Genomic DNA, 14,952 nt, shown 5'->3' with positions numbered 1-14,952 from the left:
CTAATACATGAATTTGCTGACTTTGTTCGCAGCTTCCTTCATACGTTCAACAACCTGCCTGTTGCGCTCCTCATCACCGAATCTCTCACCCGGGGCGATCGCGGTAATGCTGGCGAAGGCAAAACCGTTGGGTCTCAACACAGGAACGGCCAGTGCCCTCAATCCCGGTTCATACTCCTCGTCACAGAAAGCGAATCCATCCCTTCGGACCTTCGCGAGCCTATCTCTGAACTTCTCGATCGGACACTGGCTTACCTGTGAATCTTTATTACCGCTGGAAATGCACATGAGTCTTTCGGCTTTACTGGATTCGATATGGGCGACTATCGCCAATCCGGCAGCGGTACAGTGGACGGGGAGGTAAACCCCCGATCTGGCCCTGAAGCTGAAGACTCTATTGCTTTCGACCGTTAGCAAAGACGCGACCCCATTTTCCATCAGTTCGCTGAGAAAGACGGTCTCGTTTATCTCGTCCTTCAGCTCCGTCAAAATCACTTTCAGTAAATCAAGATTCATCTTCCTGGAAATCTCGTGAACCAGTGGTACGATCCTGGGGCTGAGCCTGTATTTACGGCTCTCCAAGTTCTTCACCAGAGCCTCACACTCCACGAGATCGTTGAGAATCCTGTGTGTCGACGACATAGGCAAGCCTGCTTTTTCCGAAACTTCAATTACCGAAACACCCTCGATATCGGAATAGGCGACTATACCGATGATATTAAAGACTTTCTCGAGATACTTCATATTCCTCCTCACAGAATATCTATTCTGTCATACAGAATCATTATAAACTACTTTTTCTCTCTATCAATTTGCCTTTGAAGGTTGTCACGATCGACTATGGGCAGACAAAACCAATTAAAACGAAATTTCTAAGTTTTTCGCAACTTTAAATAATGGTATAATTATTAAGGGTTTCGCAGGCATTATGTAATACACCTCGTAAGAGATAGAGCGGTTGATCACGTGAATCTAAAAAATTCAAGGAGGTTTTCCCGGGATGAAGAGATTTTTCGTTGTAATCGGCATTGTTTGTATGGTCCTGTCAACGGCTCTGGCAGTTGAATCTTTCACTGTTTACACCACTCTAGAGGAGCTGGCGGCGAAGCAGCTTTTCGACCGGTACGAGGAGGTTACCGGAATAAGGGTCGATTGGGTGAGGCTTTCCGGAGGTGAGGCCGAAGCCAGAATGGAGGCCGAGAAGATGAACCCACAGGCCTCTATATGGGTCGGTGGAGTCGGACTCAACCATATAAGCGCAAAACTCAAGGGACTCACGACACCGTATTTTTCAAGGGCGGCCGTCAACACTCCCGAACAGTACAAAGACCCGGAAGGTTACTGGATAGGGCTATATCTGGGGCCTCTCGCATTCGTCACGAATGTCGATAGGGCTAAGGAGCTTGGTATAGAGCCTCCCAAGGGTTGGTTCGACATTCTGGACTCCAAATACACCAACCTCGTGAGGGTGGCAAATCCAAACACCTCCGGAACGGCCTACAACCTGATCACTTGCATGATATCGCTCTTTGGTGGTAACGAAGATCTCGCCTTCCTTTACCTGAAGAAGCTCGACAGGAGTATCGATATGTACACGCGTTCCGGCTCTGCCGGCGGCAAGAGTGTTGCCATCGGCGAGATCCCGGTGGCGATCGGCTATGCCCATGACATGGTGAAGCTCAAGGCCGAAGGGGCTAACGTTATTATTACCGTTCCTGAGGAGGGCACGGGTTTCGAAATCGCTTCCATGTCGCTTATCAAGAACGGGCCCGACCCGGTGAATGCCAAGAAGCTGTACGACTGGATATTGACTGAAGAGGCTCAGGGTATAATAGCCAGCTGGTATGTCATCCCCGTCTCGAAGATAGCACCCAAGCACCCGCTATCTTTCAGCATGGACGAGATAAAGACCGTTCACCAGGATTACGTTTGGGACGCCGAGAACAAAGAGAGGCTTCTCGACCGCTGGACCAGAGAGATCGGAGCCGGTCTCTGAGTTAACCGGGACGGGATCAAACTCCCGCCCCTTCCGGTTATACTGAAACCATGTGTTACTCTGGGATGTGATCGCCTTGTATTCATGGAAAAAGCTTCTTAATTTTCTCGTGTTGAGCGTTGTCGTTTTCGTTGCTCTTTTCTGGATTTTCGATACCCTGAAGCAATCCTTCTACAAAATAACCAGGGATAATCAGAAGCGGCTGGTCACGGTTCTATCCGGCGCGGCACCCAGAGAGGCCGGGCTTGCCGAAAGCTGGATAGTCGCCGCGAACAAAGAATTCACCGACGCCGACATCATATACGTTGATGGCATACCCGGCTGGAGCGAACTGACCGTACTCGCACCGGATCCGGAATTGAAGAGCTTCTTCGATGAATACAGCGGCTCGGCCGATTTCAAAAAGGGGTTTGAGAGCGTCTATTATCTGGAAAACTATTATTCGGACCTGGAGTACTCTTTCGACAAACAACGCGTTTCTCTGGTCTTCTCACCGTTGATCGACGAGACAGGCTACGATATAACCGGTTTTCTGGTCTTCCTACTGTCAGCCGAAGGTGGAAAGAACTACGCAAGGCTTCTGGATATCTTTATGATCGGCGCTTTCGCCGTCTTCGTGATCATCTACTTCATTTCGAAGTTCTTCCGTGACCCGGCAATGGGTTACATAATTCTGGGGCTCTTCATAATGGTCGGCATCTTCGTGGCTTATCCGCTCTTCGAAGCCGTAAGGCTGACCTTCCTGAAGGACGGGAGCTTCTCGATGAACACCTGGGTTTCGATCCTGACTTCAAGACAATACCTGAGTGCGCTCTGGGGAAGCGTGAAGCTGGGCATGCTTACGGCCACCTTCTCCACTGTGATAGGATTCATCTTCGCCTTCGTGATAAACAGGACCGCGATAAAGGGGAAACGCTTCCTCGGCACGATGGGACTTCTGCCGGTCATCTCTCCACCCTTCTCGCTGTCGCTGTCGCTGATCCTCCTTTTCGGTAGCAACGGGCTGATAACCAAACAGATACTAGGATTGAAAGATTTCACCATTTACGGTCTGGGAGGTCTTACGGCCGTCCAGACGATCGGAATGTTTCCTATCGCCTTCCTGACGATGTCAGGCGTTCTTCATGCCATAGATTCCACACTTGAGGAGGCCTCGCTAGACCTCAATGGCAGCAGGTGGAAGACCTTCTCCCGGATAACCTTCCCACTTGCGATTCCCGGGGTGCTCAGTTCGTGGCTTCTCGTCTTCACCAATTCGCTGGCGGATTTCGCCAATCCCCTTCTTCTGGCCGGCTCTTACAGGGTTCTTTCCGTAGAGGCTTATATCGAGGTGACCGGCCGCAACAGGTTGGGCCATGGCGCCGCCCTGTCTATTCTATTGCTTTTGCCTTCGGTCACGGCCTTTCTGGTGCAGAGATACTGGGTGAGCAGAAAGTCCTATGTCACCGTTACCGGAAAGCCCTCGGCACGTCTCAGCGATCTGGTATCACGCCCGGTCAAATACTTGCTGGTGGCCTTCATCTCGCTTTTCATAGTCTTCATTCTCGGTCTTTATGGAACGATCGTCGCGGGTTGTTTCGTGGCCAACTGGGGTATAGATTACTCCTTCACGCTAAAAAATATCACCGAGGCTCTCCAGAGGGGGCGCGATGCCATATTAGATACTTTCACGCTTTCGGCGATAGCCACTCCCATCGCCGGATTGATAGCCATGATGGCGGCGCTGGTGATCGTGAGGAAGAAATTCGCAGGCAAGAGAGTTCTCGAAGGGCTGATTCTCGCACCCTTCGCCATACCGGGAACGCTTATCGGTATAGCTTACATACTGGCCTTCGACGAACCGCCACTCATACTTATCGGAACGGGGGCCATCATTGTTTTAAATTACATAATCAGGGAGCTACCGGTGGGAGTCGAGGGCGGCGTCGCCACGCTTCGTCAGATCGATCCTGCGATAGAGGAAGCGGCGCAGGACCTGGGCGCAGATTCCACAACGGTCTTCAGAACGATAGTGTTGCCTCTCATAAGGCCGGCCTTCATATCGGGTATGTCCTACACTTTCGTAAGATCCATGACCGCTGTGAGCGCCATAATATTCCTGATCTCGGCTCAGTGGTACCACATGACCGTGTTGATATACAATTTCTCCGAATCCATAAGGTTCGGTCTGGCCAGCGTGCTTTCGACGGTTCTCATCATAATAGTCTTCGCCACTTTTGGCCTTATGAGACTTTTGGTGCGAAAGAACGAATACCTTGAAAAGAGCGTTAATCTTAATTGATCCTGATTTGCGGGGTGGTTTGATGTCAAAGGCTTCCGTTTCGGTGAGAATAGAAAACGTAACTAAGATCTTCAAAGACCTCAGGGGAAAGGCCGATGTCGTAGCCGTGAACGACGCAAATTTTGAAATCGAGCCGGGGGAACTCGTCACTCTCCTCGGGCCTTCCGGGTGCGGTAAGACCACCACGCTGAGAATGATAGGAGGATTCGAACTTCCCACAAAGGGCAGGATCTTTCTGGGAAACGAAGATATCACCTTTCTCCCTCCAAACAAGAGAGACACTGCGACCGTTTTCCAGAGCTACGGGCTCTTTCCGCACATGAACGTCTTCGACAATGTAGCCTACGGTCTGAAGCTGAGAAAGGTCCCTTCGAAACAGATTAAGGAAAAGGTAATGAATACATTAGGACTCGTCGGCCTGAGAGATCTCGCCCAGCGACCGCCTTCCAAGCTTTCGGGCGGTCAACAGCAAAGGGTGGCGCTGGCCAGGAGCCTGATAGTCGAGCCCTCAGTTCTTCTACTGGACGAGCCGCTCTCCAATCTCGATGCGCTCCTCAGGGAGCAGATGAGGGTGGAAATAAAACGTATTCAGAAATCCCTGGGGATCACCACGATCTACGTCACACATGACAGGGTCGAGGCGATGAGTCTTTCCGACAGGATTATAGTGATGAAAAACGGCTTCATAAGACAGATCGGCTCGCCAGACAGGATCTACGAAGACCCCGACTCCAAGTTCGTGGCCGGTTTTGTGGGCAAAGTGGCCTTCCTGCCAGTCGAGATAATGTCTGTCGACGGAAGGTGCAGCGTGAGATTCGAAGATAAGGTTTTCGAAGTAGGCAAGTTCTCTCCGGAGTTGAAACCGGGCGATAAAGGCGTGATAATGGCCAGGCCGGAATCGCTCAAACTTCTCGAATCGGGCGCAGGCATGATCGAAGGCAGAGTCAACACGAACATATATCTCGGCGGCAGCCTTGAATCCTTCGTATCGACCGACCGTGGCGAGATTCTTGTCCAAATAGACAACCCGGCCGAGAAAAAAGTCTTCGCCGAAGGCGAGGGAGTCTCTATAGGCATCATACCCAATTTGGTCAAGGCACTGCCCGACAGGGACGATTGACGGTACTTCTAGAACACGAGAGTGTTCGAAAGTTAGCTTCGTACACGGGAAGGGAGAGCCTGTCCTGAAACGCTCCCCCTCGCGAAAATGGGGACTGACGGGCTCCTGACGTCTGTCCCGTTTTTCGCGAAGACCGGGATCCTGACTTGGAGCACGTCAGGATGACGTGAGGGGAGAGCCTGCCCTGATGAGCCTGTCCTGAAATGCTCCTATTCAGGAATCCTAAACGGGACCCCGCTCTTTATATACGGGATCTCGCTCAGAAGAGCCGTCCTTCGTTGTTCGTCCCAGATCATGGCCCCGTCCTTCGTGAGAGCATTGGGAGCAGTTCCTCGACATTACGCATCCAGAACGCCCCTATCCTGTCATCCCGGGCTCCGACCCGGGATCCACTCCTTAGAAAACCGTGATTCTGAGTCAAGCTCAGAATGACGGATTGATATTCCGCGCGTGCTCTAGGCTCTCTCAAAGGACGGGTCCACGCTCCTAGACGAAGGAGGCTCTTCTCGCTCTTCAGACTTCCACTACCTTTCCCTCTCTGAAGCTTCTGTATGCAGCCATTACGACTTTGAGCGACTGCAAACCATCGTTTCCTTCGGTAAAAGGCTCCTTGCCCTCCCTAAGGACTTTCAGGAACTCCTCTATCATTAACGAATCGAGATTGTCGCCGTAATTTTCCCATCGATTGCCCTTTTCGTTGGAATAGACCTCGATCTTTGAGTTGAAGACATCCAGAAAGAGCGTTCCCCTAGTTCCGACTATGTGGAGCGTTACATCTCCCCAATAGGGATGTGCCTTCGGTCTAGACCAGCTGCAATCGAGCGTCATGTACTGTCCTGTCGAGAGTTTGAACATCTCCAGTCCGCAGTCTTCGACCGGTATGTCGTGTATAAGAGTGCCGTAAGTGGCGTAAACCTGCGTGAATTCACAATTCAGAAGCCATCTCACTATATCCACCACGTGCACGGTGTGGTCCATAACGGCGCCGCCACCGCCCAGAACGGGGTCTGTGAACCAGCCACCCGGCATTCTCCCGTGGTTGGTTCCCACCAGACTCACTACCTCGCCCAGCAGGCCGCCCGTGATGATCTCCCTGGCCTTTCTCACGGAAGCGCTGTACCTAACCGGAAAGGCCATTTGAAGCTTCACACTGTTCCTGCGGCAGATCTCGATCATCGCCTCCGCGTCTTCCACGCTTGTCGCGATAGGCTTTTCACAGAGAACGTGTTTTCCGGCTTTGGCAGCGATTTCGACGAACTTCCTGTGGGTCGAGTTCTCGCTCGTCACTATCACGCCATCGCTGCCGGCAACGAGTTCTTCGGGGTGTTCGTAAGGCTTGACACCAAGCTCTTTACAGGCCGTACTCATCCTGGATCTGTCCTCGTCGAAAAGCCCCGTTATCTCGATATCGTTCATTCTCTTCAAGGCTCTCACATAGCTGTAACCGTGCATATGCGCAATACCGAGGATCGCGATTTTCATCATCTCAAAACACCTCCGAAAGCTCGACCGGTCTGTGCAGCTTTGCCGACAGGTTGGCAGCCAGCGCGACTCTCAACGATTCTACGGCTTCTTGCCCGTTAACCGGGACTTCCCTGTCTTCATCTATCGAAAGTATGAAAGATTTCAATTCTTCAGCGTACGGATCGTAATAGGCGGTATTCTCCTGCGAGTATTTCGGCTTTCCGTCGATCGAGGTTTGCAGACGAAGCGTCGTCTCTCTCTCGTAGCTATTGGTTATCATTCCCTTTGTGCCAACGAATTCGTAGAAGGTTCCGAAGTTGACAGGCATCCCGGTCGGTTCGGCCCAGCTGCCTTCGATGTGCGCCAGAGCGCCGGACTCGAACCTAAGAATCGCCATGCCATGATCGAAAGAGTCTTTCTTCCTTTCCGAGCTCAGCGCTACGGACCTCGCTTCGACGGTCTTGACAGGCCCCAGTAGTTTTCTGAGAAAATCGAAGTCGTGTATGGAGAGATCTACGAAGACGCCTCCGCTCTTGTCAATATCGGCAAACCAGTTGTCAATACCGTGAGAGGGAAAGGAACCTCCCCTGTAAAGTCTTGCCATCACTATTTCTCCGATGTCTCCGGCAACCGCGAGCTCCCTCACTCTTATATATTGCGGAAAGAAACGTACGACGTGGCCCACCATGAACTTCCTGCCGCTCTTTTTTGCCGCCCCGTCCATTGCCCTGGCCTCTTCTATCTTGAGCGCTACGGGCTTTTCGCAGAAGACGTGCTTGCCGGCCTCCAGCGCCCTGACGGCAAGCTCGCCGTGCGTGAATGTCGGCGTGCAGATATCCACTATGTCTATGACGCCGTTTTCCAGAACTTCCTCAAAACTGGCAACGTTTGCTCCGTATTTTTCGGAGATTGCCTTTGCCCTGCTTTCGACTGGATCGATTATCCAGAGGGAACTGATCTCACCCATGGCCCGGTAGGCCCTCGCGTGGACGTTCCCCATCATTCCAGCTCCAAGTATCGCTATCGAGTGCATCTCGCTCCTCCTCTTCTCTTTTCCGGTTTGAATATATCGGCTTCGTTCAATCGAGTGCAGTTCAACACTCTGGTAATGAATTCTCTCTTCATAAGCTGTTCCGGCCCGTGTGAATCGGTTCCGTAAGAGAACCTAACGCCCTTTCGTTGGAGGAGATCGATCACCTCCAACCGTGGCGATGAGGACATCTCGTGTATCTCCACGGCCACACCGCTCTTTACAAGAGTCGGAGCTATCGAGGCGTACCAATCGAGCGTGAGATACTTCGCCGCGTAATAACGCTCGATCTCGCGGCGTTCATCGAAGGTTCCGCCGTTTGCTCCAAGAGGTGCCGTGGGAAGATAACCCTCGACATGGCCCAGAATCTGAAAGCCTCCCTTTTCTATTCCGCGTTCTATGTAAGTCCTGTACTCTCTCCAGTAGTCGGATTCGCTTTTATGTCTTCCGTTTACCCTGTGTACGCTGGCGATCAAGAAATCGAAAGGCGGCGCCCCGGTCGGAAGCATCAAACCGTCCGGTCCCAGCCCCGTCTCGCCACCAAGAAAGACTTCTATGCCAGAATTTCCCGCTTCCTTTTTGAACCTGTTGAAGAGGTCCATATAATTGGCTTCCGACACGGCCACAGAATGGGGCAACCCCGTTTCGAAGTGATCGGTTATCCCGCATTTCGACAGGCCGGCACGTTTTAGCGCAGTCAGAAGCTCTTCGAAGGACATCGAACCATCGGAAAAGACCGTATGAATGTGAAAGTCAAAATCAACGCCCATCATCACAGCTCCAGATGTTTTCACCATCGAATTTCCTTTCGCTTTCTATCGAGAGAATCCTCAGTGTCGTCGGTACGATATCGGCCAGTCTTGCCGCCGGTATTCTACGGCTTTTCAACATACTACCCTGGAAAGCGATCACGGTTCCCTCCTCGCCCTCGGTTCCATGATAGCCGAATCCCCCCATTTCCACCAGTGCCCTGGCTGTGGTAACTCCTTTGTTCAGCGTGCAGGCTATATCTCCGTAGCGGCCGTTGCCCAGGCTTTCCATCTCTTCTTTCGAATAGACGCGCCAGAGTTCTCTCTCGTTTCTCAAACGATTGGTTATCTCTACGCGAAGGTTCCTGGCCCTTTCGCTCAGAAGAAAGATCGGCACGGTTGGGTATCTAAGCATCGCAATGTCGAGGTTCGAGAACGATTCGCCCTCACCAATGAAAGCTGCCTTCAGATTCATGGAGGCGAAGAACTCCTCTATCGAAAAATCGCTTGCCCTGTCGGCGTAACTCATTGAATGGTCTGACGAGATCACCAGGAGAAACTCACTTCCCTTCCAGACCTCCAAAAGCCTGCCGATCGCCCCGTCTATTTTCTCGACCTCGGCCAGTGTCCTTTCATGGAAAGGACCGAACCTGTGACCGGCTGCATCAACGGCCTGAAAAATCGTGAAAACGGCGTCAAACTCTTCCATGCAACCGGCGATGAGGTCCGTCATTTCCGTCGTATTGGCCCCGTCGGTCTGGGTGTAAGAAATGCCTGCCCGTCCTTCGAGCATGAAATGCTGCACCGAGGCCACGCTGTAACCATTCTCGACGAGTATATCGCCTATAGTCGCCACTTTCAGATCGCGTAACTTTCCCCTCACCCTGCCTGCCCCTATATCCAGTCTGGTGTTACACTCGATTCCATGGCGGTCGGGAAGGCAGCCGGTGAGTATGGTGCTCATCATCGGCGTCGTGAGTGTGGGAAAATGGGAAGTCGCCTTCTGAACAGATAAACCTTCCTCCATTATTCGTTTTATCACCGGAGCTTTCGCCCTGGCGAGAATTTCCGGACCGAGCGCATCGACTGTTATGAAAAGCAATCGCGGTTTCATCTTCCCATCTCCAGCAAAGCCACAACCGGCAGGTGATCGGAGGCCAGCGAGGGTACGGTGTAGGCGTTGACCGGAAGAAATTCTCGACTTGCCAGGATATAGTCGATCTGCGGGCCGGGGTTGTTCGCAGGTATAGTATGCAGGTCGATACCCAGATAATGATTCACCGATCTCAGTTCCTCTATCACTTCTTTCATGCGGTTCTCAAGATCGAAATACTCTACGTTGAAGTCTCCCGCAACGATCGCCGGTAAACCGCTTTCTCGCACTATTGAGTAGATCTCGCTCAGCTCGGTCTCGATCTCCTTTATACCGGCCAGACCGAGATGTGTACCCACCACCAGAACCCGCACTCCTTCTATCTCGATTGCCGCGATGGCCGCTCCGCGCTTTGCGGCATTGAGCCATTTCGGCTGGGGCAAGGTTACGCTCCTGGCTTGGACTATCTCAAACCTGGCGAGTACGGCGTTACCGTAATAACTCGTCCCTTCGGTTGGCCCGAAGAAGAGATTCATACCGAGCGCTTCGGCGATCTCCCCGGCCTGGTGTATTCCGGCCGTTCTCGGATTGCCTTGATCGACCTCGTTGAGTATCAGAATGTCGGGCTCTTCAGAACGGACGACATCTATTATCCTCTGCAGATCGACAACGTCGTCGACCCCTCTCGCGTGGCGAATGTTGTAGGTCATAACCTTAATCGTCAGGGCCATGGATATCATCCCCATCAAAAGGAAGAGACAGACAAGGGCCTTTTTCATCTCACTTCACCCCCAAGAATCTCCAAAAGTATTCTATTGACATCACTAAGATGGAGGAAATCGGAGAAGCTTTCGCTACCTTCTCCGTAAGATAGGATCGGTATGTAAGAGGCCGTGTGGTCTCCGCTGCACCAGGCGATCTCGAGGTCGATCGCCCTCTCGTCGCCCATGATTATGCTCAGGCCGCCAGTCTCATGATCGGCCAGTATCAGGAAGAGAGTCTTCGAGTTATCGAAGCTGTCCAGCAGCAACCGAACGGTCTTCTGGAAGGCCAGCAACTCGGCTTTAACCACCGCATCGTCGTTTATGTGCGAAGCGTCGTCTATCCTGGCCGCTTCTACTACCAGAAAGAGTTTCGGTCCGGCGATCAATTCAAGGCTCTTCCTGACGATCTCCGGAAGAGACATCTCGTTGGGAAGCAAAGCGTTTTCAAAGCTGTTATCACCCATCGAGAGAAAGGCCATGCTCCCCTTCTTCTCGCCGATCGGTTCGAAGAGTTTCTCGAACTGCAGGCCGTATACGGTGTAACCACTGGCGGCCAATCTCTCGAGCGTTCCGTTCTTTTTTGGCTTTCCGGTGAAGGGATTCAGACCGAGTTTTTCAAGTCCGCCAGCGACGAAGAGATCGATATCGCTGTTCACTAAATCCTCGGTTATCTGAAGATCGTCGGTTCTGAAGGCGTGCGCGTAAAAAGCGGCAGGCGTGCCGTCATAATATCTGGCGTTGGTTATCATCGCGACCTTCCAGCCCCTCTCTTTCAGCACCGTTGCCACCGACTGCACGGGGTTGCCCGATGGATCGAGCCCTGCGGCGTTGTTGACCGTTCTGACTCCGGAGAAAAGGGCGGTGGCCGCGGCGGCCGAGTCGGTTATCAGGGCATCTACAGGCGAATTTAGACCGAGGGAGACCCTGAAGAGTCTCGTCGCCGGATTCTCCCCGTAGAGCAGTTCCGAGAGGAAGAGATGGTTGAAGCCCATACCGTCGCCGACGACAAGAACCACGTTATCCGGCGTGGCGAAAGACAGCGAGACAATCGACAGCAGTAAAGCGAACAGCAAAACTCTCATCGACAGAATTCTCTCCTTTCTTAACCTTTGAGACCAGTCATGGTTATACCCTGAATGAACTGCTTCTGCAGGAAGAGGTACAACACTATTATCGGAATAATGGCCATAGCGGCAGCCGTTATCTGCAAGTGTATCAGGTCTCCATACCTCTGTGTGAAGAATTGAACGCCCAGCTGCACGGTCCTGTGCCTGTCGTCGTTAACTACTAGCAAAGGCCAAAGGAAGGCGTTCCAGGTCGACATAAAGGAGAAAACGGCCAGCGCCGATAGCGGTGCCCTCAGATTTGGCAGGATGATCCGTACGTAGGTACCGAACTCGGAAGATCCATCTATTCGTGCGGCGTCGAGTAGATCGTCGGGTATGTTGACGATGAATTGCCTCATCAGGAAAGTACCGAAGATACTCACCGAACCGGTTATGATCAGTGCAAAGTAAGAATCGACCAGCCCTAGATCGTAGACCATTATATAAAGCGGAATGATGGTTACCGGGAAGGGTATCATCATCGCCCCCAGTATGACCTTGAAGATAATCTCCCGGCCTTTGAAACGGTACTTGGCGAAGGCGTAACCGGCCAGACTCGAAGAGAAGAGGTTCAGAACGACCGAGGAGAAGGTCACCAGGAGACTGTTGAGATAGTACCTTACGAAGGGGACTGTCTTGAATACTTCTATGTAATTGTTCAAAGTGAGCTTCTTCGGCAGGAACTTCGGCGGAAACTCGAATAGTTCTCTCTGATCCTTGAAAGTCGAGAGAAGCATCCAGACGAAGGGCATCAGCATTATGAAGGCGAAGATGATCAAAAGAGCATACGCCAGCGTGTAAAGAACGACTTTTGAAGTTCTTCTGGAAGCCATCTCACTCCTCCTTTAGAAGCCGTGTTACTCTCATCTGTATAAGGGAGATCGTAAGTATGATCGCGAAGAGGATCAGCGACATCGTACTGGCATAGCCCATTTGAAGCCTGCTGAAACCGTATTCCCAGATGTAATAAACGGCCGTTTTCGTTTCGGCGTTGCCGCCGGTCATCATATAAATCTCCGAGAAAACCTGTATCGCACCGATCGTGGAGGTTATGAACACGAAGACGAGCGACGGCTTCATCAGCGGGATCAGTATATACCTCAGTCTCTGCCAGCCGTTCGCGCCGTCGATCTGCGAGGCTTCAACCGTGGTTCTGGGTATATCGTTGAGCCCTGCCAGAAAGATGATGATATCATAACCCACTCCCCGCCAGACGGCAACGGCAGCGACGGCCCAGATGGCCGTTTTAGGATCGCCGAGCCAGTTGACCGGCGGTATGCCGAATACGCTTAGCACATAGTTCGCCACGCCGTAGTAGGGGTTGTATATCCAGTTCCAGATGACGCTCACCGCCACGACGGAAGTGACGGTCGGTAGGAAGTAAACGACCCTGAAAAAGCCCTTGAACTTCGGGATGGCGTATATCAGAAAGGCGAAGAAGAAAGCTATCAGTATCTTGGCTGGAATCACGCCAAGCGCGTATTTGAAACTGATCCAGATCGATCTCCAAAAGTACTCGTCGGAGAAGGCCTTTTCAAAGTTGGCCAGACCCACGAAGGGTTTGTTCGCGATCAGTATGTTCCATTTTCTGAAACTTATGAAAAGCGCGAAGAGGGCTGGAAAGAACGTCAGGAAACCTATTCCCGCCAGCATGGGCATAAGAAAAAGGTACGGTGCCCTCTTACGGTCTCTGAAAAGCGTTATCGTGGCTACAATTATCAGCAAAGCGCCAACGGCGAGGAGATACCAGCCCACCCAGGTCACTTTGAAGAAATCGAGAAAGAACTTGGACTTCAGGGCCGGTTTCCACTGTTCCTTGGAAAAGATGCAGGTGAGATCGATAATCAACAGGACCAGTGAAAGAGCGAGAATCAGAAAAATCTTTCCAAACGTGTAGGCCACAATACAGGCCAGAGCGAGTGGAATTATAATGAACGGCAAACGTACCCCTGCCAGAGAGAAGTCCCAGGCCATCAGGCTTTCTTTACCGCTCGCGAAGGGCAGAAAGAGCGATAACGCTATCAACAGTATTCCCGTGAAAAAAACCACTTTATGTTTACCCGGCACCATACCTTCTACCTCCAATCAAGGGCCTTTTCAGGCCCTTGAGTCAGAACTGACTGAAAGTCTCTTCTAGATAAATGTTTATCTCCTTTATAGCCTTCTCCAGTGCGGCTTTCGGATCCATGTTGTTGTTTATGATTTCATTGTAGGCTATCTCCCGCAATTCCGAAGCCGGATCGGCCCAACCCCTGGAGAAGGTCGGAACGGCGTACTTGAGAGACTCGAAGATCGGTACGTACAGATCGTTTGAAAGCAGCTCGGGATCTTCGAGAACCTTCTTAAGCGATGGGAGTTCGCCGGTCTTCAACATCCATTTCTTCTGTGCGTCGGCAGAGGTAATATATGTCAGCCACTTCGCGGCGGCCTCACTGTTGTCGGCATCGCTCATTATAACGAGCGCCCAGTTTGTTATAACGTTGGCTCTCGAACCGGTCACCGGATGAGCCGGCGCGAGCGCCGTCTTGAAGACCAGATCCTTGCTTCCCGTGCTCAGGAACGAACCGACCATGGCGCCGTGACCGAAGACCATGGCCTGTTTGATCTGCTTGAAACCGGTCCATCTGCTTCCGAACTCGGGAACATAGACCTTCTCGACCTTCACCGCATCGGTGATGAACTTCAAAGCTTCGAGCTGGGCCTCTTCGAAAACTATCTTTTCGCCGCTTTCATCCCAGAAAGTGGCTCCGGCTTGGCGCATGAAGGTCTCGACAACCGGATGATAGCCTGCTATTCCCCAACCAGATTGCACCATCTTGCCGTCCTGCCAGATCGTGGTCTTTCGCGCGTATTCAATCAGCTCGTTCCAATCCTGCGGTGGTCTGTTCGGATCGAGTCCGGCCGCTTCGAAAAGAACGGGATTGTAGAAGAGAACAATAGTCTGGACATCGGTGGGAACACCATAGACCTCTCCCTCTATTACCAGCTTTTCGACCGCGGCCGGTATGTAGTCGTTGATGATACTTTCAGGAGTGACGACACTTTCGGGGAAAGGCTGAATCAAACCGTAGTTGTAAAACTCAGTCATAGCGTTCGAAGGGATCTGGGCGACGTCTGGGCCGCTCCCGGCCGCAAGGGCGGCGAGCAACTTGGTCTTGTACTCCCCCTCTGGAATGGCCTGCAGCTCGATCTCGATATCGGGGTTGGCTGCCATGAATTCTTCGGCCATCTCCAGTATAAGCTCAACACGGGCCGGGGAGTAATGCATCCAGTGGGTGATCGTCGTCTTCGCGATGATCGGAGAGACTAGAAGCACCACCATGAAAAGTATCGACAGAACTCTCTTCAT

The 14,952-nt window shown here is 52.0% G+C and carries 13 protein-coding genes; 3 read left to right on the top strand and 10 right to left on the bottom strand.

What is annotated here, in order from left to right; genetic code table 11:
- Window positions 1–744, bottom strand: a complete 744-nt coding sequence (locus MESINF_RS13485; protein ID WP_169700679.1) for an IclR family transcriptional regulator — start codon at window positions 742–744, stop codon at window positions 1–3.
- Window positions 745–1,000: 256 nt separating this feature from the next.
- Between MESINF_RS13485 and MESINF_RS13480 the strand changes: the two genes are divergently transcribed.
- The 3 genes from MESINF_RS13480 to MESINF_RS13470 all read left to right on the top strand — a co-directional run bounded on the left by MESINF_RS13480 (window position 1,001) and on the right by MESINF_RS13470 (window position 5,397).
- Window positions 1,001–1,996: an ABC transporter substrate-binding protein gene (locus MESINF_RS13480; protein ID WP_169700677.1), complete on the top strand. Its 996-nt coding sequence runs from the start codon at window positions 1,001–1,003 to the stop codon at window positions 1,994–1,996.
- A gap of 67 nt (window positions 1,997–2,063) precedes the next feature.
- Entirely contained in the window at window positions 2,064–4,277 is a 2,214-nt protein-coding gene (locus MESINF_RS13475) for an ABC transporter permease (protein WP_169700675.1), read from the top strand.
- Window positions 4,278–4,299: 22 nt separating this feature from the next.
- Complete coding sequence (locus tag MESINF_RS13470; protein WP_169700673.1) at window positions 4,300–5,397, top strand: ABC transporter ATP-binding protein; 1,098 nt, start codon at window positions 4,300–4,302, stop codon at window positions 5,395–5,397.
- A gap of 513 nt (window positions 5,398–5,910) precedes the next feature.
- Here MESINF_RS13470 and MESINF_RS13465 read toward each other — a convergent pair.
- From MESINF_RS13465 to MESINF_RS13425, 9 genes are read right to left on the bottom strand one after another with little or no spacing between them, the layout of a single operon-like run.
- Complete coding sequence (locus MESINF_RS13465; protein WP_169700672.1) at window positions 5,911–6,882, bottom strand: Gfo/Idh/MocA family protein; 972 nt, start codon at window positions 6,880–6,882, stop codon at window positions 5,911–5,913.
- A gap of 1 nt (window position 6,883) precedes the next feature.
- Complete coding sequence (locus MESINF_RS13460; protein ID WP_169700670.1) at window positions 6,884–7,894, bottom strand: Gfo/Idh/MocA family protein; 1,011 nt, start codon at window positions 7,892–7,894, stop codon at window positions 6,884–6,886.
- On the bottom strand, window positions 7,882–8,661 hold the full coding sequence (locus MESINF_RS13455) for a PHP domain-containing protein (RefSeq protein WP_169700668.1): 780 nt from the start codon (window positions 8,659–8,661) through the stop codon (window positions 7,882–7,884). Before MESINF_RS13455 ends, MESINF_RS13460 begins: the two co-directional genes overlap by 13 nt.
- Window positions 8,651–9,754 carry an alkaline phosphatase family protein gene (locus tag MESINF_RS13450; protein ID WP_169700666.1) on the bottom strand — a complete coding sequence of 368 codons (1,104 nt, stop codon included), beginning with the start codon at window positions 9,752–9,754 and terminating at the stop codon, window positions 8,651–8,653. Before MESINF_RS13450 ends, MESINF_RS13455 begins: the two co-directional genes overlap by 11 nt.
- Window positions 9,751–10,512: an endonuclease/exonuclease/phosphatase family protein gene (locus MESINF_RS13445; RefSeq protein WP_169700664.1), complete on the bottom strand. Its 762-nt coding sequence runs from the start codon at window positions 10,510–10,512 to the stop codon at window positions 9,751–9,753. The genes MESINF_RS13450 and MESINF_RS13445 overlap by 4 nt, the downstream gene beginning before the upstream one ends.
- Entirely contained in the window at window positions 10,509–11,579 is a 1,071-nt protein-coding gene (locus MESINF_RS13440) for an alkaline phosphatase (RefSeq protein WP_169700662.1), read from the bottom strand. The genes MESINF_RS13445 and MESINF_RS13440 overlap by 4 nt, the downstream gene beginning before the upstream one ends.
- 20 nt (window positions 11,580–11,599) lie before the next feature.
- Window positions 11,600–12,436 carry a carbohydrate ABC transporter permease gene (locus MESINF_RS13435; RefSeq protein ID WP_169700660.1) on the bottom strand — a complete coding sequence of 279 codons (837 nt, stop codon included), beginning with the start codon at window positions 12,434–12,436 and terminating at the stop codon, window positions 11,600–11,602.
- Between the two features lies 1 nt (window position 12,437).
- Window positions 12,438–13,673 (bottom strand): carbohydrate ABC transporter permease, encoded by a 1,236-nt coding sequence (locus tag MESINF_RS13430; protein WP_169700657.1) that lies wholly within the window; start codon window positions 13,671–13,673, stop codon window positions 12,438–12,440.
- Between the two features lie 40 nt (window positions 13,674–13,713).
- Window positions 13,714–14,952 (bottom strand): ABC transporter substrate-binding protein, encoded by a 1,239-nt coding sequence (locus MESINF_RS13425; protein WP_169700655.1) that lies wholly within the window; start codon window positions 14,950–14,952, stop codon window positions 13,714–13,716.

Source organism: Mesotoga infera, assembly GCF_900157305.1.
GTDB classification, from domain to species: Bacteria; Thermotogota; Thermotogae; order Petrotogales; family Kosmotogaceae; genus Mesotoga; species Mesotoga infera.
Note: the sequence above shows the minus strand (reverse complement) of the source record. Positions and strands in the feature narration are given on the sequence as shown.

Coding starts and splice junctions, on each gene's coding strand:
- MESINF_RS13485 (WP_169700679.1), bottom strand. CDS start 744: ATGAAGTATCTCGAGAAAGTCTTTAATATCATCGGTATAGTCGCCTAT.
- MESINF_RS13480 (WP_169700677.1), top strand. CDS start 1,001: ATGAAGAGATTTTTCGTTGTAATCGGCATTGTTTGTATGGTCCTGTCA.
- MESINF_RS13470 (WP_169700673.1), top strand. CDS start 4,300: ATGTCAAAGGCTTCCGTTTCGGTGAGAATAGAAAACGTAACTAAGATC.
- MESINF_RS13465 (WP_169700672.1), bottom strand. CDS start 6,882: ATGATGAAAATCGCGATCCTCGGTATTGCGCATATGCACGGTTACAGC.
- MESINF_RS13460 (WP_169700670.1), bottom strand. CDS start 7,894: ATGCACTCGATAGCGATACTTGGAGCTGGAATGATGGGGAACGTCCAC.
- MESINF_RS13455 (WP_169700668.1), bottom strand. CDS start 8,661: ATGGGCGTTGATTTTGACTTTCACATTCATACGGTCTTTTCCGATGGT.
- MESINF_RS13450 (WP_169700666.1), bottom strand. CDS start 9,754: ATGAAACCGCGATTGCTTTTCATAACAGTCGATGCGCTCGGTCCGGAA.
- MESINF_RS13445 (WP_169700664.1), bottom strand. CDS start 10,512: ATGAAAAAGGCCCTTGTCTGTCTCTTCCTTTTGATGGGGATGATATCC.
- MESINF_RS13440 (WP_169700662.1), bottom strand. CDS start 11,579: ATGAGAGTTTTGCTGTTCGCTTTACTGCTGTCGATTGTCTCGCTGTCT.
- MESINF_RS13435 (WP_169700660.1), bottom strand. CDS start 12,436: ATGGCTTCCAGAAGAACTTCAAAAGTCGTTCTTTACACGCTGGCGTAT.
- MESINF_RS13430 (WP_169700657.1), bottom strand. CDS start 13,673: ATGGTGCCGGGTAAACATAAAGTGGTTTTTTTCACGGGAATACTGTTG.
- MESINF_RS13425 (WP_169700655.1), bottom strand. CDS start 14,952: ATGAAGAGAGTTCTGTCGATACTTTTCATGGTGGTGCTTCTAGTCTCT.